The 19,216-nt window shown below is 63.2% G+C and carries 17 protein-coding genes and 2 pseudogenes; 6 read left to right on the top strand and 13 right to left on the bottom strand.

The genetic code is table 11. The features are described from left to right. Nucleotides 1–11 precede the first annotated feature (11 nt). The 8 genes and pseudogenes from R2N16_RS08325 to R2N16_RS08290 form a co-directional block, all read right to left on the bottom strand. Nucleotides 12–803, bottom strand: a complete 792-nt coding sequence (locus R2N16_RS08325) for an SDR family oxidoreductase (RefSeq protein WP_316665161.1) — start codon at nt 801–803, stop codon at nt 12–14. Between the two features lie 14 nt (nt 804–817). Continuing rightward, entirely contained in the window at nt 818–2,062 is a 1,245-nt protein-coding gene (locus R2N16_RS08320; protein ID WP_316665160.1) for an aminotransferase class V-fold PLP-dependent enzyme, read from the bottom strand. A 13-nt stretch (nt 2,063–2,075) separates the two neighbouring features. Then, entirely contained in the window at nt 2,076–3,542 is a 1,467-nt protein-coding gene (locus R2N16_RS08315) for an FAD-dependent oxidoreductase (RefSeq protein ID WP_316665159.1), read from the bottom strand. A 91-nt stretch (nt 3,543–3,633) separates the two neighbouring features. Continuing rightward, on the bottom strand, nt 3,634–4,734 hold the full coding sequence (locus R2N16_RS08310; RefSeq protein ID WP_316665410.1) for a tryptophan 2,3-dioxygenase family protein: 1,101 nt from the start codon (nt 4,732–4,734) through the stop codon (nt 3,634–3,636). Nucleotides 4,735–4,818: 84 nt separating this feature from the next. Beyond that, nucleotides 4,819–5,322, bottom strand: a complete 504-nt coding sequence (locus R2N16_RS08305; RefSeq protein WP_316665158.1) for a VOC family protein — start codon at nt 5,320–5,322, stop codon at nt 4,819–4,821. A 939-nt stretch (nt 5,323–6,261) separates the two neighbouring features. Beyond that, nucleotides 6,262–7,819, bottom strand: a pseudogene (locus R2N16_RS08300) (methyl-accepting chemotaxis protein); the annotation flags it as partial. A 345-nt stretch (nt 7,820–8,164) separates the two neighbouring features. Beyond that, nucleotides 8,165–8,734, bottom strand: coding sequence for a YdeI/OmpD-associated family protein (locus R2N16_RS08295; protein WP_316665157.1), 570 nt, complete (start codon nt 8,732–8,734; stop codon nt 8,165–8,167). Nucleotides 8,735–8,750: 16 nt separating this feature from the next. Next, nucleotides 8,751–9,197, bottom strand: a complete 447-nt coding sequence (locus tag R2N16_RS08290) for a lipocalin-like domain-containing protein (protein ID WP_316665156.1) — start codon at nt 9,195–9,197, stop codon at nt 8,751–8,753. 317 nt (nt 9,198–9,514) lie between these two features. Here R2N16_RS08290 and R2N16_RS08285 point away from each other — a divergent pair, with 317 nt between their 5' ends. Next, nucleotides 9,515–10,438: a recombination-associated protein RdgC gene (locus R2N16_RS08285; protein ID WP_316665155.1), complete on the top strand. Its 924-nt coding sequence runs from the start codon at nt 9,515–9,517 to the stop codon at nt 10,436–10,438. Nucleotides 10,439–10,444: 6 nt separating this feature from the next. Here the strand turns inward: R2N16_RS08285 and R2N16_RS08280 are convergent. Then, nucleotides 10,445–10,603, bottom strand: a pseudogene (locus tag R2N16_RS08280) (glutathione S-transferase family protein); the annotation flags it as partial. Between the two features lie 40 nt (nt 10,604–10,643). On the opposite strand from R2N16_RS08280, the gene R2N16_RS08275 reads away from it, so the two are divergent. Then, on the top strand, nt 10,644–10,913 hold the full coding sequence (locus tag R2N16_RS08275; RefSeq protein ID WP_316665154.1) for a diguanylate cyclase domain-containing protein: 270 nt from the start codon (nt 10,644–10,646) through the stop codon (nt 10,911–10,913). 91 nt (nt 10,914–11,004) lie between these two features. Here R2N16_RS08275 and R2N16_RS08270 read toward each other — a convergent pair whose 3' ends face one another. Further along, nucleotides 11,005–11,862 carry a LysR family transcriptional regulator gene (locus tag R2N16_RS08270; RefSeq protein ID WP_316665153.1) on the bottom strand — a complete coding sequence of 286 codons (858 nt, stop codon included), beginning with the start codon at nt 11,860–11,862 and terminating at the stop codon, nt 11,005–11,007. Nucleotides 11,863–11,987: 125 nt separating this feature from the next. On the opposite strand from R2N16_RS08270, the gene mdtD reads away from it, so the two are divergent. After that, nucleotides 11,988–13,406, top strand: coding sequence for a multidrug transporter subunit MdtD (mdtD, locus tag R2N16_RS08265; RefSeq protein WP_316665152.1), 1,419 nt, complete (start codon nt 11,988–11,990; stop codon nt 13,404–13,406). Nucleotides 13,407–13,582: 176 nt separating this feature from the next. On the opposite strand, the gene R2N16_RS08260 is transcribed toward mdtD, so the two are convergent. From R2N16_RS08260 to R2N16_RS08250, 3 genes are all read right to left on the bottom strand, one after another. Beyond that, entirely contained in the window at nt 13,583–14,014 is a 432-nt protein-coding gene (locus R2N16_RS08260) for a hypothetical protein (protein WP_316665151.1), read from the bottom strand. Between the two features lie 180 nt (nt 14,015–14,194). After that, nucleotides 14,195–14,614 carry a cupin domain-containing protein gene (locus R2N16_RS08255; RefSeq protein ID WP_316665150.1) on the bottom strand — a complete coding sequence of 140 codons (420 nt, stop codon included), beginning with the start codon at nt 14,612–14,614 and terminating at the stop codon, nt 14,195–14,197. A 4-nt stretch (nt 14,615–14,618) separates the two neighbouring features. Continuing rightward, complete coding sequence (locus tag R2N16_RS08250; protein WP_316665149.1) at nt 14,619–15,371, bottom strand: SDR family oxidoreductase; 753 nt, start codon at nt 15,369–15,371, stop codon at nt 14,619–14,621. Nucleotides 15,372–15,506: 135 nt separating this feature from the next. On the opposite strand from R2N16_RS08250, the gene pdxR reads away from it, so the two are divergent. The 3 genes from pdxR to R2N16_RS08235 all read left to right on the top strand — a co-directional run bounded on the left by pdxR (nt 15,507) and on the right by R2N16_RS08235 (nt 19,139). Continuing rightward, a complete protein-coding gene (gene pdxR, locus R2N16_RS08245; protein ID WP_316665147.1) occupies nt 15,507–17,057 on the top strand; it encodes a MocR-like pyridoxine biosynthesis transcription factor PdxR in 1,551 nt (516 codons plus the stop codon). Nucleotides 17,058–17,218: 161 nt separating this feature from the next. Next, on the top strand, nt 17,219–18,319 hold the full coding sequence (locus R2N16_RS08240) for a branched-chain amino acid aminotransferase (protein WP_316665146.1): 1,101 nt from the start codon (nt 17,219–17,221) through the stop codon (nt 18,317–18,319). 7 nt (nt 18,320–18,326) lie between these two features. After that, nucleotides 18,327–19,139: an alpha/beta fold hydrolase gene (locus R2N16_RS08235; protein ID WP_316665145.1), complete on the top strand. Its 813-nt coding sequence runs from the start codon at nt 18,327–18,329 to the stop codon at nt 19,137–19,139. The last annotated feature ends 77 nt before the right edge of the window (nt 19,140–19,216 follow it).

The following is a 19,216-nucleotide window of genomic DNA, read 5'->3' as shown; positions in this document are numbered from 1 at the left end:
GGATGGGCTCCTTATGACATGACGGCCGGGCAGACGCCCAGTCCGAGGGAGGCGTCGATCACAGCGCCTCGCAGAATGCGCGCCTCGTCTCGACAAAGATAAAAACAAAGGTCGGCAATCTCACGCGGTTCGATCAGGCGGCCTCCGGGCAGCGAGGTCTCAAGCGCCCGACGTTGCTCCGGAGAGAGCCCCTGCAGGGTGCTTGCCTGGAACATCGGCGTATCGGTCGCACCCGGGCACACGGTGAAGACGTCGATGCCCGTATACGCGAGCGTGGCCGCGAGCTGCCGGCCGAGAAACGCGACGGCGGCCTTGCTCATGCCGTCTGCGGCGCGGAAGCGGGGGAAATGGGTGATCCCGCCGTCCACAGAGCTGACAAAGAGGATCTTGCCCCGCCCGCTTTCCCGCATGCTCGGAAGGAGATCCTCGCTCAGCCAGAGCGGGCCGATGGCGTTGACCCGGAAGAACGCCTCGTCCTGTCCCTTGTATGTCGACGCTGCGCGCTCCACGGTTTTCGTGCCGACGCCGGCGTTGTGGATCATGATGTCCACAGGTTCGTCCAGGGCTTGCATGAGCTGCCCGTGGCTTTCCCGGTCACCCACGTCCAGGGGCAGCGCTACGACCCGCTTGTCGCGGAACGTCTCGACAAGGCTGAGTGCGCGTCTGCGGCTGTCTTCGCCGGGCCGGTAGGTGAATGTCACATGGTCGGACGCCTGCGCGAAGACGCGGATCAGCTCGATGCCGATCCCGCCGCTGCCCCCGGTGATCAGGACGTGCCGGGCCTTTTGAGTTTCAGGTTTCATGATTCAGTACTCTTCTAGGTGCGGGCACGCGCCAGCGTGCCCATGTCTTGCGGGTTTTCAATGACGCTTTGCAGTGCGTCACCAAGTCGAATGAAATCGTCGATCGTGTTGTAGATCTGCGCTGAGACGCGCAGCACGCGGCTGCGCGCTGCCGGCCACGCCGTGACGGCAACGTCGATGCGGTGCGCGTCGTAAAGCCACCGCTGGAGCGATGCCGCCGCATCGTCAGGCGCGGGCCCGGGTGTGTCGGAAAGTTGGAAGGCGACCATGCTGCCGACCATCGAATCGGGCGCGAGCCGAGTGAGCGGCAACGCCTGCGCCATGCGCCGCGCACCTTCCAGAACAAGGGCGTGGTTGTGCGCCATGAGATCAGGCAAGCCGCCTGGCAGTAGGCGGTTCAGGAAGCGGATCGCATCCGCCACGCAGAGCAGTGGTGTCGGATCGGCCGTGCCGAGCCAATCGAACTCGAGATGCAGCCGAGGGCGGCCCGCGCTCGTGACGCCGTAGCCGCGGCTGATCACCGGCGGATGCAGACCTTCCTGGCGATCCCGCCGGACATGGAGGAAGCCGGCGCCGCGCGGGCTGCAGAGCCACTTGTGACAGTTGCCCGCGTAATACGCGGCGCCAATGGCCTGCACATCGAGGGGAAGCATCCCTGGGGCATGGGCTCCGTCGACGAGTGTGTCGATGCCTCTGACCGAAAGCTGTTCGACCAGCGCCGCGATCGGGAAAATCAGCCCGGTGGGGCTGGTGACGTGGTCGAGGACGGCCAGCCGCGTGCGTGGCGTGGCATGTTGGAGCACTGCATCGATGACCGCGTCCGCGTGCGTCACGGGCGTCGGCACGGCTGCGACCACTACTCGCGCTCCCGTTTGTCGCGCCACGAAATCGAGCAGGTTCGTGCACGAAAGGTAAGCGTGGTTTGTCGTGAGGATCTCGTCTCCGGGCGCGAACGAACGCGAACGGAGTACCGCACTCAACGCCGTCGTGACATTGGGCAGCAGGACCAGATCGTCTGCGTCGGCCGAGATCAGCTCGGCCAGAGCCTGTCGCGCCTCATCGAGCAGACCCGCGAGATCACGAAGGATGAACGCAGAGGGCTGACGCTCGATGCGCGCGCGCAGTTCGTTCTGCCGCTCCAGCACGTCGGCAGGACACGCCCCCAGCATGCCGTGATTGAGGCACGTTACGCTCGTATCGAGCAAGAACTGACTTCGAAAGTCCTTTGGACTGTCCTTGAATTCCCACTTTGAATGCATGTTTGGCTCCACATCAAAACGGCTCTGCATGTGACAAGGCTGGCGATTGCAACCCCAGCTGCGCATCAATGACTTGCAAAAGATCGGCTTTCGACGGCCCCGGCATCGGAGTCGGAGCATGCTGCGCGAGCACGCTGCGAACGCGGGCAAGCACGTCGTGGCGCGTGAAGATCGCGTTGGGCGCGTCAAGCATCCCTGAGCGCCGCGCCAGCGCATGCCAGACAACGTCGTCATGGCGCGCCGCGAGTGCGATCTGCTGCAGTGTCACCACGTCTTGCGGTGTTTGCGGGCGGGGCTCGCCTCTCCAGAGGGCGTTGCGCAAACGGTCCTGTGCGACGCTGTCTTCAAACCACGGACGGAGCATGTGCTGTGCAATCTCGTCCACGCTCATCGCCAGCCGGCGTAGATCACCAAGACCACCCTGTCCAACGATGTCTGCGACGAAAAACGCGTGCTGCGCCGCGAGCGACATGCCGCGCGTGTACGTCGGATTGGTGACGCAGAGCGCATCACCAACCGCGATCAACCCAAGCGCGATGGGTTCACCGTCGACGACGAAACGGCGAAAGCGGTTCTCGCAACCGGGCCAACGGAGGACAGCCGACACGGGCTCGCAGACGCCGGGCTCGAGCCACGCCGATATGCCGGGGTGGAGCCGTGCGGCAGCGGTGAAGGCCGGCTCGTTGGCGAGAGGGGACAGGGCCGTATCGCCATGCGGTGTCATCACCGTGATGGAGACGTAATCGTTATCCGCCGGGCAGGCGATGCATCCGCTCGATGATGCATAGCCACCCGCCGAAAAGCCCGCGTTGAGCTGCACGGCTGGCCGGCTGCGGAGGCGATACCACCGCGTCAGGTAGACCAGCCCGCAGGGCTCGGCCGTCTCTTCCGGCGCACGCGCACCGAGCGCGCGCAGCCACTTGCCAAAGGGAGACGCCCGACCAAGCGCGTCGATCGTCAGGTCGGCCCGGATGTCCCCGAGCGAGGTCCGGACGCCCTCGATGACGGGCGTGGCACCTGGACTGGCGAGCAGGCCCATAGCGGTGACGCCCTCCCGCACCTTGACGTTCCGCTGCGCGAGCACGATGCGCCGAAGTACGTTTTCAATCAGGGAGCGACGACCCGAGAGGCCGAAGAGATCTGCATCGCTGCACCGAGGCACGGCGGAGGCGTCTTCAAGGCGGCCGCCGAACGGCATCTCGATTGCACCGGCTTCCAGGAGCGCATTCCAGACATCGGGCATGCGCTCCCGGAAAATCTTGCGCCCGAGCGCCGACAGCGCGTGTGTGTGCCGGGCTTGCGGGACGCCGCGCCTCCACTCGGCATCGATGGTGGCGCCTGTCTCGCCCGCGCCGTGCGGGCGTACGAACATGTTGTCGCGATCCAGGAGTTCGACCTCGGCACCGCTGCGCGCGAACGCAAGGGCGCTCAGCAAGCCGGCCATGCTTCCACCCACGACGGCAATGCGCATGCCTTTCATTGGTTTGTCCTCCGGATGGCGAACGACCGCCACGTACTAAGCATTCGCGGCGTGAGATACAGCGGCGATTCATCGCATGCGGATCGCAGCATCACTGCACTGCCTCCACAGCGAATTCATAGCTGACGCCGCGCTGGATCTCGGGGACACTCGATTTGCGCAGGAGCATGGAGCGAACTGTCCAAAGGTCAGAGAACACGCGATAACGAAGCGCGGTCTGATCCAGGTAGTCGACCCCGGCGGAGCCGCCCGTACCGACGCGCCGTCCAATGATCCGCTCCACCATGCGTGCATGCCGCTGCCGCCAGATCAGCATCGACTGTTCCAACTCCAGAACGCTTTCGAGCATCTCGCGCGGCCATGCGAGCTGGGGCAGCTCGCGGTAGCTCTCGATGAAAACCATTGCGGCACGGGCGGCGCGGCGCTTCTCGCGGGTCGCTGCGTCCGCCTCGGGATCTTCCTCGGCGAGCAGGTATGTTTCGGCGCTTTGATCCTCTGCCTGATACCGTGCGGTCAGCTGCTCAAGCTCCTGCGGCGCGAGCGCTCTGTCGATCGCGGTCCGAAAGCGACGCCGACTCTCGGCGCGCAGGGCGCTGACGTAATCGCGCAGGAAACGTTCGATGACGGCCGGTTCATTCGAGCCGTCGATGGGCATGCGCGAAAGCCATTCGTAGAGACAGTGCTTGAGACTCTGGCCTTGGGTCGCGCGCGCCTCGACGCGACGTGCGGCCGAGGACAACGCCCCATCCTGGAGTTTGAGCGCGTCTTTGAAGGAAGCGCCCTGGCCCATCTGGATCCGCTCGTTGTCCTCCAAGCCGAGCAGGATCTCAATCTCGCGCAGCTGCGCAGATTGGAAGCCGCTTGCAGGCGCCAGTCGCTCACGGAAATCCAGAAAATCGCGCGTCGTCATCGTCTCCATCACGCGAAAGTGCTGATTCGCTTGCTCGAAGACGGCGATGGCCCGGCGCAGCGACCGCACACCCTGCGTGATCTCGTGAGCGGGCACCGGGTCTTGCCGAAGGACGTCGCGTACAAACGTAAGCTCGCGCAGGATGAGCTTGAACCAGAGTTCGTAAATCTGATGCACGACAATGAAGAGCGCCTCGTCATTGCCGACGTGTCTCTCATCCTCGCTGGTGCCTCCCTGCAGGGCTAGCAACTCCTCGACTTTGATGTAATCCCAATAGCTCATTGTCTTCACGGCTTGACCTCAATCACTTTCATCGCTGTTGTGAAATGGAACTCGGCAAGGCAACCGGCGTGAGAGTGCGCATTCTCAGCCGGCGACGTTCTTCTTCATTTCCACCCATTTCGCGAGATCGTCGTATGCCGAAGCGCTGAAGCTGTCCCAGATGGCAGTCGGGGCCACCTCGGGCTTCACGATCAACTCCATCCGGTGGCCGCTTGGATCATTGAAGTACCAGGAACGGGCCAATTCACCGTGAACGACGGGGCCGACCACGTTCACACCGCGAGCACGAAGCCGCGCGCTGATCTCTTCCGCGCGGGCCTCGTCGCATACCTCGAGCGCCAGATGCTGTGCCCAGTCGTTTTCGATAGGAACCACAGGTTCGTTGCTTCCGAGAATTTCGAAAAAGCAGATATAACTGCCGTCCTCCATTTCGAAAAAGACGTTGTTATTCACTGCCTTGAGTCCGGTCGACGGCACGTGGTTGATCATCGTGGCCGCGAATTTCAAACCGATACCCTTGGTGTAAAAATCCACAGTCTCTGCGGCGTCACGGCAACGATATGCGGCATGGTGGAGCTTTTTCAGCATGCTGATTTTCCTAACGATATGACGGCTGCGGCAGTGCGAGGGTGCCACTGGAAAAAAGTCGCTTGCATAGGCGCGACTATGCGTCGTTTATTCAAATCGAGAATAAATGTGTGTTCCCAAGCCAAAATAGGGCTCGCGTGACAGCTTGCGATGAGGGCTTTTCGAGGCGATTAGCTAGATGCAAAAGCCCGGAACATCGAATTGCGTTAATTTTTGCGCGAAATCGTGCTGCAAGTGGTCGCTACGGCGCACTCCACTGGCTCGCAACTTCGATGTGGATTTTTCAAGAATGGCGAAAAAAATGGCGACTGAATGAATCGATCTGTCGCTAGCGGTTAATCAATCCGCATATGCGTAAGCGGGCGATAGCGGACGTCGATAAACTGATCAAGGCTATTGGGCGAGCGATCAACTTCATTATTGTGTAAATGCATTTGATAATTCGGCGGGCAATTCATAAAAATGCAAATCCAGAATGGAGCATGAATATAAACGGTGAGCGCGCCAATAATTTTCAATAATCCTCAAAATGTAAAAAATACAAAAATTTTGATTTAAGTGGGGGTCTTCGTTTTCGTGTGATTTCTTACGGTTTCACGATTCTGACCTGGAGTGCCCGACTGGGGCGGGCAGCATATTCACTGCGCAGTGAATATGCCGTTTCCACCGAATATTGGGGCTGGGAGCGCCAGCCTCCCGCCAGACGTGCAGCGAAACGAGCTTGACTGCAGGTCTTGAGCGGTTCGCAGAGGTTCGGATTTGACAACCACTGAGCGAGCGATGCGAGCGGCATCGCGAGCTATCTCGCCAGCGCCGCCTAACAAGCGCTGGCAGGACGATTTTCTAGGCTCAAATGGTACGAAGAAGTCGAGCGGGTCATGCTGTGGGCGCTGATCTCTGCGTTGCGCCCGTTCTTGCGTTTTGCGATTACGAGTGCAGACGGAAGAACGCTACCGCGTGGCTCAGTTGCTGACCCTGGCCTTCCAACGATGTGGACGCGGCCGCTGCCTGCTCGACCAGCGCGGCGTTCTGCTGCGTGACTTCGTCCATCTGCGTAATCGCCAGGTTGATCTGTTCGATGCCACGGCTCTGCTCGACAGAGGCGGCGGCAATCTCGCCCATGATGTCGGTCACGCGGGCCACGGCCTGTGTGACTTCGGTCATGGTCTTGCCCGCGGTCTCCACCAGGCTGGAGCCGTCCTGGATCTTCTGCACCGAGGTGCTGATGAGTTCCTTGATCTCCTTGGCGGCGCTGGACGAACGCTGCGCGAGGCTGCGCACTTCACTGGCCACCACGGCAAAGCCGCGCCCTTGCTCGCCGGCACGGGCCGCTTCCACAGCGGCGTTGAGCGCAAGGATGTTGGTCTGGAACGCGATGCCTTCAATCAGCCCGATGATGTCTGCCACCTTGGCCGAGCTGGTGCGGATGTCGGTCATGGTGTCGACCACGTGGCTGACCACGGCGCTGCCGCGCTGCGCGATCTCTGAGGCATCCGATGCGAGCGCGCTGGCCTGCTGGGCGTTGTCGGCGTTCTGCTTCACGGTGGAGGTCAGCTCTTCCATGCTGGAGGCCGTCTCCTGCAGCGACGAAGCCTGTTGCTCCGTGCGCGACGAAAGGTCTTGGTTGCCGCTGGCAATCTGGCCCACATCGCTGGCAATGCCGTGCGCGGCCTGGCGAACCTGGTCGATCAGCTTCACAAGGCTGGCCTGCATTTCCGACATGGAGGCGAGGATGCTGCCGCGTGGTGCGGCTGCACCGCCGGGTACGGGGCCGAGGTCGCCGGAGGCCACGCGGCGCGTGATGCCACTGAGGGCATCGGGCTCGGCACCGAGTGCGCGGGTCAGGCCACGGGTGATGAGAATGCCGGCAGCAAAGGCCCCCAGCACGGTAGCAAGGCAGATCCCGATGAGCAGCGTGCGCTGGAAGGCGTAGCGCTCGGCCGACTGGCGCTCCATTTCATGCGCGCGGTCGCGGGCGTGTTCGCTGTAGGCGTTGGTTGCCTTGACGAGCGCGGCCAGCAGCGGCCGGCATTGCTCGTTCATCATCGTGATGGACTCTTCATGCTTGCCGGCGAGCGCCGCGTTGACGATGGCGAGCGCCACCGGGCCGTACTTGGCTTCAATGCGGTCGATGTCTGCAACCAGGTCGCGCGCGCGCATCCGTGTCACCGGCTTGCGCTGTCAACGCCTTGAGTTTGCCCAGGCGGCTCTGCACATCGTCATGCGCTTGTGTAACGGCGGCTTTTTCCAGATCGATGTCTGAAGGCTTGGTCACGAGCACGAGATTGCGTGCCGCAATGGCGCGGCGGTCCACCGCCGTGCGCACGCGTTCGGAAAGCAAGGCGCGGGCGTTGACGCCGTTCACGTATTTGGAAAAACGCTCGTTCGATTCGCTCAGCGCCTGTACCGCAAGCGCTGAAACCAGCAGCACCAGCGCCGCCAGAAAGCCAAATGCCAAGGTGAGCTTGGTGCGCACCGTCAAGTTGTTGAACCCCATTGTGGTTTCCCCGGTCGTTCGGCCTTTTAACTGCGCCGTTTGTTGGCAGCAGGCCCCGATGGCGCTGCACGAAGCTTGCAACGGCAAGGAAACTTGATGCTGTAGCGCCCGCGTGGGGGTAATCCCCCCGATGTGAGCAATGTTGAGAATCAGCACAGCGAGCACAAATGCCTGTGAGCCGAGCCATCCCAGGCCTGCATGGAGATGACAGGGGGCTGCAGCACACGCTGCCTGGGCAGGCAATTGCCCGAGATGGGGCAGTGAGTAAGTCTTTTGGGTGAACGCGTTAGGGCCGCTGGAAGAACTGATCAACGAATCGAGGGCAGATGGGCGATTTCCATGGGCTTAAGGGTGGAGCTTCTCGCCATTGCTCAGCATGTCGATGAATTGAGAGATCTTCTTTGCGCGCGTTTCGGCCTTCTTCACGTTCTGAATCCTGAACAGGATGGCGTACCGGTTCTGGCTGTTCAGCGTAGCGAAGAACTGCTTTGCCTTCGGGTTGGCGTCGAGGGCGTGCTGCAGGTCATCGGGCACGGCTGACGTACTTGCAGAGGAATAGGCGGCCTCCCAACGCCCGTCGCGCTTGGCCAGCTCGACTGCGCGAAGCCCTGTGGGGCGCATCCTTCCGGCGGAAATCAGCGCCTCGGCTTTGGCCTTGTTGATCTTCGACCAGATGCTTTTGGCAGTTCTAGGTGTAAATCGCTGTAGCCAGTAGTGCTCGCTTTCAGCCTGCTTTTGCCCATCGATCCACCCGTAGCAGAGGGCGCTCTCCAGTGCCTGCGCATAAGAGACAGTGGGTTGTTCGGCAGAGCGCTTTGCTATGCGCAGCCAAACACCGGTCACAGTCGCTCCGTTGGCTTCGAGCCAGGCTTCCCAAGCTTCTTGCTCGGTAAACGTCAGTGTTGGATCGTGCATCTCGCTAGACCACTCCTCATCGGGTTGGTGGGGGAAGTGACTCGCGCCTGAAACGGAGAACACCTCTTCCTATCGGGTTTCCGGAAACCAATGGATTCGGCATCCACGCCGTACGGACCTCGAGCGTGTCTTCATCGAGCGTGTAGAACCGTTCCTGCTCAGTGCCGTTCCAGACTTCATTCCATGACGCGTCGACTTTCGTGATGAACCGATCCCCGTCGATCCGATACCGCCCCGTATAGGCCATCACCGTACGGAACAGCGCCACGAGTGTCTCGTCTGTATTCCCGGGCTCCCGCGCCTTTGCGGTCACGAGCACCATCATGCGCCCGTCAGTGCCGAATATCAGCGCCCCCTTGGGATCTTCGCCCCAGGGCTGGGTGCGTTCCTTTGAGTCCTGAAGCTCGGTTTCAAAAGACACCAACCGCCAGCTACCGTGGAGCTGTGTATCGCGCTCAGTCATGGCCCGTCCTGTCGTCGTTCGCTTCAATGTTCGCCCACGCTTGGCGCCGCGTGCCGATGTGGTGATGTTGTTGATATGTTGACCCGAACCTGTGCCGTATCCGTCAAGGGGGATGGTGAAGCACCCAACGCGAACGCCTGTCACCGTTGCATGCAGCTCCAATCGGATGCCCGATCGGTCATCAACGGATGCCGGCGTCCGGGCCTGCATATTAGTCCTGCGGTCAGCGGAATGCGTCGAACGCGCCGGGCCGGATATCGGCCATTGGGGGGAGGGGGCCGCCATCATTTAGAATCGCGCACTTTGCCCGTACTCCCATGTGGTTCAAAAACCTTCAGCTGCATCGCCTGCCGGCACCTTGGGCCGTTACCCCTGACCAGCTTGAAAAATGGCTGGCGCCCCACGCGTTTCAACCGGGCAACAGCGTAGAGAAGCAGACCTCCGGCTGGGCATCGCCGCGCGATGACGGCGCGCTCGTGTATTCGAACCACGGGCAGATGCTGCTGGTGTTCCGCGCCGAAAAGAAGCTGCTGCCGGCGTCCGTCATCAATCAGGTGACCAAAGCCCGGGCGCTTGAGGTGGAGGAGCAGCAGGGCTTCAAGCCGGGCCGAAAGCAACTGCGCGAACTCAAGGAACAGGTGACCGACGAACTGCTGCCGCGCGCCTTCAGCATTCGCCGCGATACCCGTGTGTGGATCGATACCGCAAACGGCTGGCTCGTGATCGATGCGGCCTCGCAGGCTGTTGCCGATGACGTTCGTGGCCTGCTCGTGAAGTCGATCGATCAGTTGCCCCTCACCAGCGTGCACGTTGCGCATTCGCCGGTTGCTGCGATGACGGAGTGGCTGCTGTCGGGCGAGGCACCGGGCGGCTTCACGGTAGACCAGGACGCGGAGTTGCGCTCGACGGGTGAGGGCGGCGCCACCGTGCGATACGTCGGCCACGCGCTGGAAGCCGAGGACATGCGCCGGCATATCGAAGCCGGCAAACAGTGCATGCGCCTCGCCATGACTTGGGACGACCGGGTCTCCTTCGTGCTCACGCCGTCGCTCATGATCAAGCGCGTTACGCCGCTCGACGTGATCAAGGAGGCCGAAGACCCCACCGCGCAGAACGACGACGAACGCTTCGACTCCGATGTCGCGCTGATGACCGGCGAGCTGGCGCGGATGTTGACCGACCTGGTCGACAGCCTGGGCGGCGATCAGCTCGACGCGATGCAACAGGTCAAAGCGGCCTGAGCCTCGTCAGCCGGCTGGCGGTTGGCCGGTGAACACCGCGAGTGGTGCCTCGAAAGCGCGCTTGTACGCGGGCCGCGCTTCACCGCGTGCGACATAGGCCGCCAGGGACCGAAATGCGTCCAGAAGGCCCGATGGCCTCAGCCGGAGCAGTACGGACACCATCAATGACCGCTACGGACACCAGGCCGGCGACACTGTACTCAGGGTGTTTGCAGAAATCGCGCAGGGTGTGCTCGGCCCCGACGTAATGCTCGCGCGCATTGGCGGAGAGGAATTCGCCGCGCTGCTGTCGGGAGATGATGCGCGCCATGCCAGAGCGCGGGGCGAGGCTGTCGCCAAGTGCTTTGCAGAGGCGGTTCAGCGCCGCAACGACAGCGCCGGGATTCTGGCGACGGTCAGCATCGGCATGGCGCAGTTTGGCGCCGCCGTGCCTTCGCTTGCGGACGCGCTGGCTTTGGCAGACAAGGCCCTGTAACGCGCCAAATCATTGGGCGGCAACCGGCCTGAAGAAGCGCAGACTGCCAAGCACGTTGACGAGGCCGTGTTCTCGTCGCGGCGGATGTTGCTCAGTCCGTCCGCCCGGCGCGCAGGTCGCTCTTGCGGATGAGCTGCAAGAGCGTCTCCGCAGGCTTGCTCAAGCGCCGTGCAGACAACGTAATGAACTCGATTGCCGGCAGCGGCGGTAATACATCTCCATTGACGGGGGGTACCAGCCCGCCGCCCGCCAGGTTCTGCGCACGCACGGTAATCCCCAGCCCGCCGCGCGCCGCGGCAGTACACCCGGAATGACTGCTGCTGGTGCAAACCACGCGCCACAGCCAGCCGGCTGCCGCCAGCGTGTCCAGCACGATGGAGCGGGTCACGCTCGGCTCATTGACGAGGATGAGCGGTAGCGGCTGAGCCACATCGACCACGGTACCAGGCCGGGCCAGCCATTCGAGCTGGCCACGGAACAGCGGCACACCACGTCGCTCGCCCTCGCGGCGCTTGCCGACAATCAGGTCGAGCGAGCCGTCTTCGATGCCTTCGTACAGCTTGCTGGTCATCCCCATCGTGATCTCGAGTTCGACATCCGGATGCGTGGCTCGGAACGCTGCCAGCAGATTGGGCAACGGCCCCTGCGCCAGGTCTTCCGATGAGCCCAGCCGAACACGGCCCTGCAGCCTGGGCGCTCTGAACTGCAGCTCGGCGCGCGCCAGCGATTCGAGGATCAGCTTCGCGTGGACGAGTAGCGCCTCGCCATCGGGCGTCAGCGACAGCGAATGGGTGTCGCGCACAAACAACCGCCGGTTCACGCTTTGTTCCAGCCGGCGGATGTGATCGCTGACCGACGATTGCGACAGGCCGAGCTGGCGCCCCGCATCCGTAAAGCTATGTGCCGCGGCCACCGTGGCGAAGGTTTGAATCCAAACGGGATTGAGCATGCGGGCATTGTCATCGGATTTTCCGATAACAGTCAACGTCCCTAGAGGGGTTCCCGATTGGCTGGCCATCGGTAGCATTGCGGGTAGATGTCCGGCGCTTTCCGGACAGGCATTTCAGGATTCACATGCAGATCGCTCCAACTCCCGCCGCCCCACAGAGCACCTCTCAGAAAGCCATGCTGTGGATCGTCTTTGCCGGCTTTTTCATGCAGGCGCTGGACACAACGATCGTCAATACCGCGCTGCCGTCGATGGCGCGCAGCCTGGGTGAAAAGCCGCTCGACCTGAAATCGGTGGTGGTGGCCTACACACTGACCATGGCCATGCTGACGCCGGCATCGGGGTGGCTGGCGGACAAGTTCGGCACGCGGCGCGTTTACTTCAGCGCGATCCTGATCTTTGTTCTCGGTTCGGTGTTCTGCGCGATGGCGCACACCCTGCCGCAACTGGTGATCGCACGCGTGATACAGGGTATTGGTGGGTCGATGCTGTTGCCGATCGGCCGGCTGGCGGTGTTGCGCAATATTCCGGGCGAGCAGTACATCGCGGCATTGGCCTTCGTATCGGTGGCGGGTCAGGTGGGGCCACTTTTGGGGCCGGCCCTGGGCGGGTGGCTTGTGCAGGATGTCTCGTGGCACTGGATCTTCCTGATCAACGTGCCGGTGGGTTTCGTGGGTTTGTTCGCGGTACGTCGCTATCTGCCGCAGGACGCCGTGCGCGCCGTGGCGCCATTCGACTGGCTTGGCTGCGGGCTGCTGTCGTTGTGCATGGTGGCCTTCTCACTGGCACTCGAAAACGGTGCGCATAGCCCGTGGAGCGCGGTGCTGGTTGCCGTGAGCATCGTCAGCGCGCTGCTCTATATTCCGCACGCAAGGCGGCGCGCGGCGCCGCTGTTCCAGCTTGCGCTATTTCGCGAACCGAACTTCAGCGTTGGGCTGATCGGCAACCTGTTCTGCCGCATCGGTTCGGGCGCCGTGCCATTTCTCTTGCCGCTGCTGTTCCAGTTGCAGCTTGGCTATTCGCCGTTTCATTCGGGATTGCTGCTGTTGCCTATAGCCATTGCCGGCATGCTCGCCAAGCGCTGGGTGGTTCCCCTTGTGAACCGGTTCGGATACGACGTGTTTCTGCAGGTCAAAACGTGGGTCGTGGGGGTATCGATTGCCTCGTTTGCGGCCATGTCGCCGGGCTGGCCGCTGGTGCTGTCGATCCTGCAACTGTCGGTTTTCGGGTGGGCGAATTCGATGCAGTTTGCCGCCATGAACAGCATTACCCTCAAAGGCTTGTCGCACCAGGATGCGGGCAGCGGCAACAGCTTGTTCTCGATGGTCCAGATGCTCGCAATCGGCTTGGGCGTATCGATCGGGGGCGGGCTTGTCAGCCTTTTCTCGGTCAAGCTTGGCGTGGCCGCGCCGGCGTATCGGCTGGCGTTCTTCACCATGGGCGTCGTAACCGTGTTGTCTGCGTTCATCTTCCGCAAGCTCGATGCCCAGCCCAAGACGCTTCGCGCCAAGAACGTAGAAGCCGAGGCCGTGCAGGCACGCTAAGGATCGGCGGCGCAGCGTGGCCCCGGTTTCATGCGCACGCCAATACGGGAGAAACACCAGGCCGCTGCGATGCTCACAGTCTCCTTTGGCGTGTGACCAAACTCGGTCTTGATCAGGTGGATGTGTAGCCGACGTGCGGGTTGATGTTTTATGAAGGTCCCGCGAAACCGCGCAGATTATCCGCGCATGCGCAAAAGATCGGCGTAAGTGACCAATTTGCGTTTTTTCGTACCAAGCGTCTTGCGTTTTGACGTGGGGCGAGCGGGCTTGCTGCGCTCGAACTTGGCGGCGGCACGTGCGTCTTCCTTGGCATGCACGCTGGCGGACTTGGTTTCCGCCTTGACGCGTTCGGCTTCCAGCCGTGCGGCAACGCGCTCTTCGCGGGCCACTTCCTGCGCGGCCGAGAGGATTTCTGCCTTGAGTTGATCACGTCGCTGTTTGGCGGCCACGCGGGCGGCCTGCAGTTGTTCCTTCCGTTGCCGGAGCCAGTCTTTTCGGTTCACCGGCGCGGGCCGCGCCTCTGCCGGCACGCTCAGGCGTAAAGCCCGGCTGACGGCGACTTTCTCGGCGTGGATCTGGCGGCGCGGATCGTGTTTCGCATCACTCATGGGGCGTAACACCCCCTGGCGGTACAGCGGTGCCGCCGTGCACCAACACGGGATGGAGGGTCATGACGTTCATTCCGTCAACCGTACCATAGGGCTCCGTGTCACGCAGGGCTGATGCCGGCCCTTCGAGAGCGCGTTGCTCGGCACCGGTGTTGCCGGTGCCCGCACAAGCCGTTGCAGCTACTTCACAGGCGTCAGGATCGGCATGCCCTTGTTCTTGATGAGCAGCACCATGAACTTTGCCGGCTGCGTTGCACTGGCGTTGCGCCCGACGGTATGGATGTCGTTGGGGCCCTCGTGGAACGTATCGCCCGGCTTGAGTGTGACCTCTTTGCCGCCCTTGACGCCCATGACGATGCTGCCCTCCAGCACGTAGACAAAGGCGTGCGCGTCATGGCGGTGCACGGGGTCGACGGCGCCGGGCGGGTAGTCCACAACGATCATCTCCACTTCTTTGCTGGGGTATTCCGGCAGCGCCTCGGTGCGCAGCGGCGTGACGCTCGCTTGCGGCGCAGCCATGGCTGGCGCCGCAGCCATCAGGATCGGCAGCAGCAAGGCTGCGGCAAACGACACGACAGTTTTTGTGGCAGTGAATTGCATGGCGTTACTCCACGTGATTCTGCGCCAGCCATTGCTGGAAATTGATATGGCCGATGCGCGCCTCGCCCAGCGGCACGAGCGACAGTTCCTCGACCTGCCCACCGACGTACCGCGCGCTCGGGTCCTTCACCACGGGGCGCGCGTCGCCGGCTGACTTCAGATAGCGCGCGACGATCTCTGCGAAGGGCGCGCGGTCGGGGCCAGCAATGTCGATGGTGCTGTTTAGCGGCGCTGCCTGTGCGACCTCCGCGAGGATGGCCACCACATCGTCCACGGCGATCGGCTGGAACAGGCCGTCGCCAATGCGTACGGTGCCGTTGTCGGCGCTCAGGTCTGCAATGCCGCCGATGAACTCCATGAACTGCGTGGCGCGCACGATGGTGTACGGCACGCCGGCTGCTTCAACCGCTTCTTCCTGCGCAACCTTGGCGGTGAAGTACGCGTTTTCGGGCATGCGATCGGTGCCGACAATCGACAGCGTCACGTGGTGGCGCACCCCTGCGGCCACTTCGGCCTTGCCAAGGTTGCGCGCGGAGGTGCGGAAGAAGTCGAGCACCGCTTGCGGCTCCCACGACGGCGCGTTTGTGACGTCTACAACCACGTCTGCATCGACCAGTGCGTTGCTCAGGCCTTCGCCCGTGATGGTGTTGACGCCGGTGCGCGGGGAGGCTGCAACCGCCGTGTGGCCGGCTGCCGCAAGCCGTGTGACAAGACGTGAGCCGATCAGGCCAGAACCGCCGATAACAACAATCTTCATGACAGAGTCTCCAGAGGACGTGGATGAGTGCGCATAGCGCTTGGATGAAGACAGTGTGGAAGAATCATGCCCCATGAGTAAGGGCCAAGAAATGTCGATTTGACTAGGCCAAGTTTGATTGCCGGAAAGACTGCCATGACTGTAAAGACGCCCGCCTTGACCATCGAGATCGATCGGCAGAAACCGGTGCCGATCTACCTGCAGATCTGCGAGCGATTTCGCACTGCCATCGCGGCAGGGCATCTGCGCCCCGGTGATCGCGTGCCGGCGCTGCGCGGCCTTGCCATGCAGTTGAATACCGCGCGGGGCACGGTGGAACTGGCTTACACGATCCTCGTGGATGAGGGGTATCTGCTCATGCGCGGGGCTGCGGGTACGTTCGTGTCGCCATCGCTGCCAGGAGCGGCCACGCGCCGGCCACGTGGACAAGGTCGGCAGGGCGCGCCAAAGGCGGAGGGCGCCCCGCGCGGCAGCCAGCCGATGCGACGCGACCTCCCCATCGCCGTTGACATGAGCGGCGAGCCGAGGCCGCTGCAGCCGGGGCTGCCGGCGCTCGACGTGTTTCCACGCAAGCTCTGGAACCGGCTGGTGTCACGCCGTGCGCGCAGTAGCGACCGCGCGATGCTCGCCTACCCGAACCCGATGGGCTATCCGGCGCTGCGCGAACACATCGCCACGTATCTCGGCCTCTCGCGCGGCGTCACCTGCTTGCCGGAACAGGTGTTCGTGACCAGCGGCTACCGTGCGACGCTTGAGCTTGTCTTGCGCAGCCTTGCGAGCCCGAACGACCGCGTGTGGTTTGAAGACCCCGGCTACCTGCTTGCGCGCGGCTTTCTGACCGAAACGGGCGTGCAGCTCGTTCCGGTGCCCGTGGATGAAGAGGGCATTGATGTCGCGCGCGGAATGGAGCTAGACCCGCAGGCGCGCTTTGCGCTGGTCACGCCGTCGCATCAGGCGCCGCTCGGCTACACGCTGTCGCTCGCGCGGCGCATGGCATTGCTGGAGTGGGCGGAGAAGGCGTCGCGGTGGATCATCGAAGACGACTACGACAGCGAGTTTCGTTATGTGGGGCGACCATTGCCGGCGCTGAAAAGCCTCGATAAGAGCGACCGTGTGATCTATTGCGGCACGTTCAGCAAGGTGATGTTTCCGGGCTTGCGCCTGGCCTACGCCGTGGTGCCCGAGCGCGCCGTTGAGCGTGTCGAGCGCGTGGCCGGCAGCATGAATGCCGGCTCCCCCGCGCTCTTGCAGGCCGCCCTGGCCGACTTCATCGAGCAGGGACATTTCGCACGGCACATCAAGCGCATGCGTACGCTGTACGGAGAACGGCGCATGCTGATTGCCGAGGCGTTGAAGCAGGCGTTCGGCGACCGGATGATCGTCGACATGCCCCACGGCGGCATCCAGTTCCCGGTGCGGTTCACCGCCGGCCCCGATGGTCCGGTCGACGATGTGGCCGTTGCCGTGCGCGCTCGCGAGGCCGGGCTCGCCGTGGGGGCGCTGTCGTGGTGGTATGCGAATGCGCGTTTGCGACATACGCCGCGCGGCTTGGTCATGGGCTTCGCCAACGTGACTGACGCGAAGGATGCCGCGCGTCTTGCGCAAATGTTGCGTGCGTGTCTGGATGCCTTGCCGGGCGGCACCGGCACCGGCGCTGACGCGGCCAGGCAGCGTCCTGGCCATTGAGCCCATTGGGGTCGATGCCCCAGGGCGCGCGGCCAGGGGCATTGTTTTTCCGCCGCCTGCAATACCGCATGTGCGTGAATACGCAACCAAATTGCATCGCCGTTGGCGCAAAATAGCGGTTTGGGCGTTTTTTGCGCCCCCTCGCACCCCTTGGAGACAGTATGAACAACGTTGTCGAATCGGCCCTTTCGATCGAGAAGCGCCCGAACCCTGTTCCGGCGGAAGAGCGCGCGCGCCTGCTGGAAAACCCCGCTTTCGGCCGCGTGTTCACTGACCACATGGCCACCATCCGCTATACCGAGGGCAAGGGCTGGCACGACGCCAAAATCGGCGCACATGGCCCGATCCAGTGCGATCCGTCCACGCTGGTGCTGCACTACGCGCAGGAAATCTTCGAAGGCATGAAGGCCTACCGCCTGCCAGACGGCGGCGGTGCGCTGTTCCGCCCGGAGGCCAATGCGCGCCGGTTCCAGAACTCGGCCAAGCGCCTGGCAATGCCCGCGCTGCCGGAAGATCTCTTCCTGCAGGCTGTGCGCGAGCTGGTCAAGCTCGACCGTGACTGGATTCCGTCGGGTCAGGGCTCGGCGCTGTACCTGCGCCCGTTCATGATCGCCACCGAAGTGGTCCTGGGCGTGAAACCGTCGGCCGAATACCTGTTCTGCGTGATTGCCTGCCCGGTGGGCGCGTACTTCAAGGGCGACGCATCGTCGGGCGTCACCATCTGGGTGTCGGACAAGTACACGCGCGCCGCTCCGGGCGGCACGGGCGATGCCAAGTGCGGCGGCAACTACGCTGCCAGCCTGGTCGCACAGGCCGAGGCGACACGCGAGGGCTGCGACCAGGTAGTCTTCCTCGACGCGGTGGAGCGCAAGTGGATTGAAGAGCTGGGCGGCATGAACGTGTTCTTCGTTTTCGACGACGGTTCGCTGCAGACGCCGCCGCTCACCGGCACGATCCTGCCGGGCATCACGCGCGATTCGCTGATCACGCTGGCGCGCGGCATGGGCCTGACCGTGCGCGAAGAGCCGTACTCCATCGATCAATGGCAAGCCGACGCCCAAAGCGGCCGCCTGCGCGAAGCCTTCGCCTGCGGCACCGCAGCGGTTGTCACCCCCATCGGCAAGGTCAAGGGCCACAAGCACAACTTCACCATCGGCGATGGCAAGGCGGGCGAGCTGACGACCAAGCTGAAGGCGGCGCTGGTCGATCTGCAGAACGGCCGCGCGCCGGATCCGCACGGCTGGCTCGACCGCCTGTTCTGAGCCCGGCATGGCTGGGCCGCTTTCCGCGCTGTCCGTTGATGGCACCGAGGCATGGATCACCACACCCGATGGCCGTCTCCATGCCAGGCAATGGGGCGGTCCGGTCGGCGATGCCGCCAAACCGCCCATCGTGCTGCTGCACGATTCGCTCGGCTGCGTAGCGCTGTGGCGTGATTTTCCGCAGCGTCTTGCCCAGTCGACCGGGCATGCCGTCATCGCCTATGACCGGCTCGGCTTCGGCCGATCCGACGCCTTTCCGGGCCAGCTCGATCCGGGCTTTATTCAGCAGGAAGCGTACGGTGGCTTTGCCGCGCTGACCGAGCAGCTTGGCGTGGACCGCTTCATCGTTTTCGGCCACAGCGTCGGCGGCGGCATGGCCGTGTCGATTGCGGCAGCGTATCCGGGACGTTGCACGGGCTTGATTACCGAGTCGGCGCAGGCGTTCGTGGAAGAGCAGACGCGCGAGGGCATCCGCGTTGCCCAGGCGCAGTTTGCCGAGCCGGGCCAGATGGGCCGGCTGGAGCGGTACCACGGCAGCAAGGCGCAATGGGTGCTGGATGCCTGGGTCAACACGTGGTTGTCTCCGGCGTTTGCGCAGTGGTGCCTGGACGACGTACTGCTTGCCGTACGCAGCCCCGTGCTGGCGCTGCATGGCACCGAAGACGAATACGGCTCGACAGCCCAGCCAGAGCGCATCGTCACGCTGGCCGGCGCGCCCGCCACGCTTAAGCTGGTGCAGCGTTGCGGCCACGTGCCGCATCGTGAGCAAGAGGCCGCTGTGCTCGATGCGGTCAACGCGTTCCTTTCCACATTGACCTGATCTTCATCGTTCGCCAGTGCGCCCAGGTGCCGGCATAGACGGTTGTTCCGAGCCTCCGTTCAGGTGCATCGCACCAA

The organism is Ralstonia psammae, from assembly GCF_958405935.1.
Classification (GTDB): Bacteria; Pseudomonadota; Gammaproteobacteria; order Burkholderiales; family Burkholderiaceae; genus Ralstonia; species Ralstonia psammae.
The sequence above is the reverse complement of the archived record's forward strand: the minus strand, read 5'-3'. Positions and strand labels throughout refer to the sequence as shown.

Coding starts and splice junctions, on each gene's coding strand:
- R2N16_RS08325 (WP_316665161.1), bottom strand. CDS start 803: ATGAAACCTGAAACTCAAAAGGCCCGGCACGTCCTGATCACCGGGGGC.
- R2N16_RS08270 (WP_316665153.1), bottom strand. CDS start 11,862: ATGCTCAATCCCGTTTGGATTCAAACCTTCGCCACGGTGGCCGCGGCA.
- R2N16_RS08305 (WP_316665158.1), bottom strand. CDS start 5,322: ATGCTGAAAAAGCTCCACCATGCCGCATATCGTTGCCGTGACGCCGCA.
- R2N16_RS08290 (WP_316665156.1), bottom strand. CDS start 9,197: ATGACTGAGCGCGATACACAGCTCCACGGTAGCTGGCGGTTGGTGTCT.
- R2N16_RS08250 (WP_316665149.1), bottom strand. CDS start 15,371: ATGAAGATTGTTGTTATCGGCGGTTCTGGCCTGATCGGCTCACGTCTT.
- R2N16_RS08320 (WP_316665160.1), bottom strand. CDS start 2,062: ATGCATTCAAAGTGGGAATTCAAGGACAGTCCAAAGGACTTTCGAAGT.
- R2N16_RS08240 (WP_316665146.1), top strand. CDS start 17,219: ATGAACAACGTTGTCGAATCGGCCCTTTCGATCGAGAAGCGCCCGAAC.
- R2N16_RS08315 (WP_316665159.1), bottom strand. CDS start 3,542: ATGAAAGGCATGCGCATTGCCGTCGTGGGTGGAAGCATGGCCGGCTTG.
- R2N16_RS08260 (WP_316665151.1), bottom strand. CDS start 14,014: ATGAGTGATGCGAAACACGATCCGCGCCGCCAGATCCACGCCGAGAAA.
- R2N16_RS08235 (WP_316665145.1), top strand. CDS start 18,327: ATGGCTGGGCCGCTTTCCGCGCTGTCCGTTGATGGCACCGAGGCATGG.
- R2N16_RS08310 (WP_316665410.1), bottom strand. CDS start 4,734: ATGAGCTATTGGGATTACATCAAAGTCGAGGAGTTGCTAGCCCTGCAG.
- mdtD (WP_316665152.1), top strand. CDS start 11,988: ATGCAGATCGCTCCAACTCCCGCCGCCCCACAGAGCACCTCTCAGAAA.
- R2N16_RS08295 (WP_316665157.1), bottom strand. CDS start 8,734: ATGCACGATCCAACACTGACGTTTACCGAGCAAGAAGCTTGGGAAGCC.
- R2N16_RS08255 (WP_316665150.1), bottom strand. CDS start 14,614: ATGCAATTCACTGCCACAAAAACTGTCGTGTCGTTTGCCGCAGCCTTG.
- R2N16_RS08285 (WP_316665155.1), top strand. CDS start 9,515: ATGTGGTTCAAAAACCTTCAGCTGCATCGCCTGCCGGCACCTTGGGCC.
- pdxR (WP_316665147.1), top strand. CDS start 15,507: ATGACTGTAAAGACGCCCGCCTTGACCATCGAGATCGATCGGCAGAAA.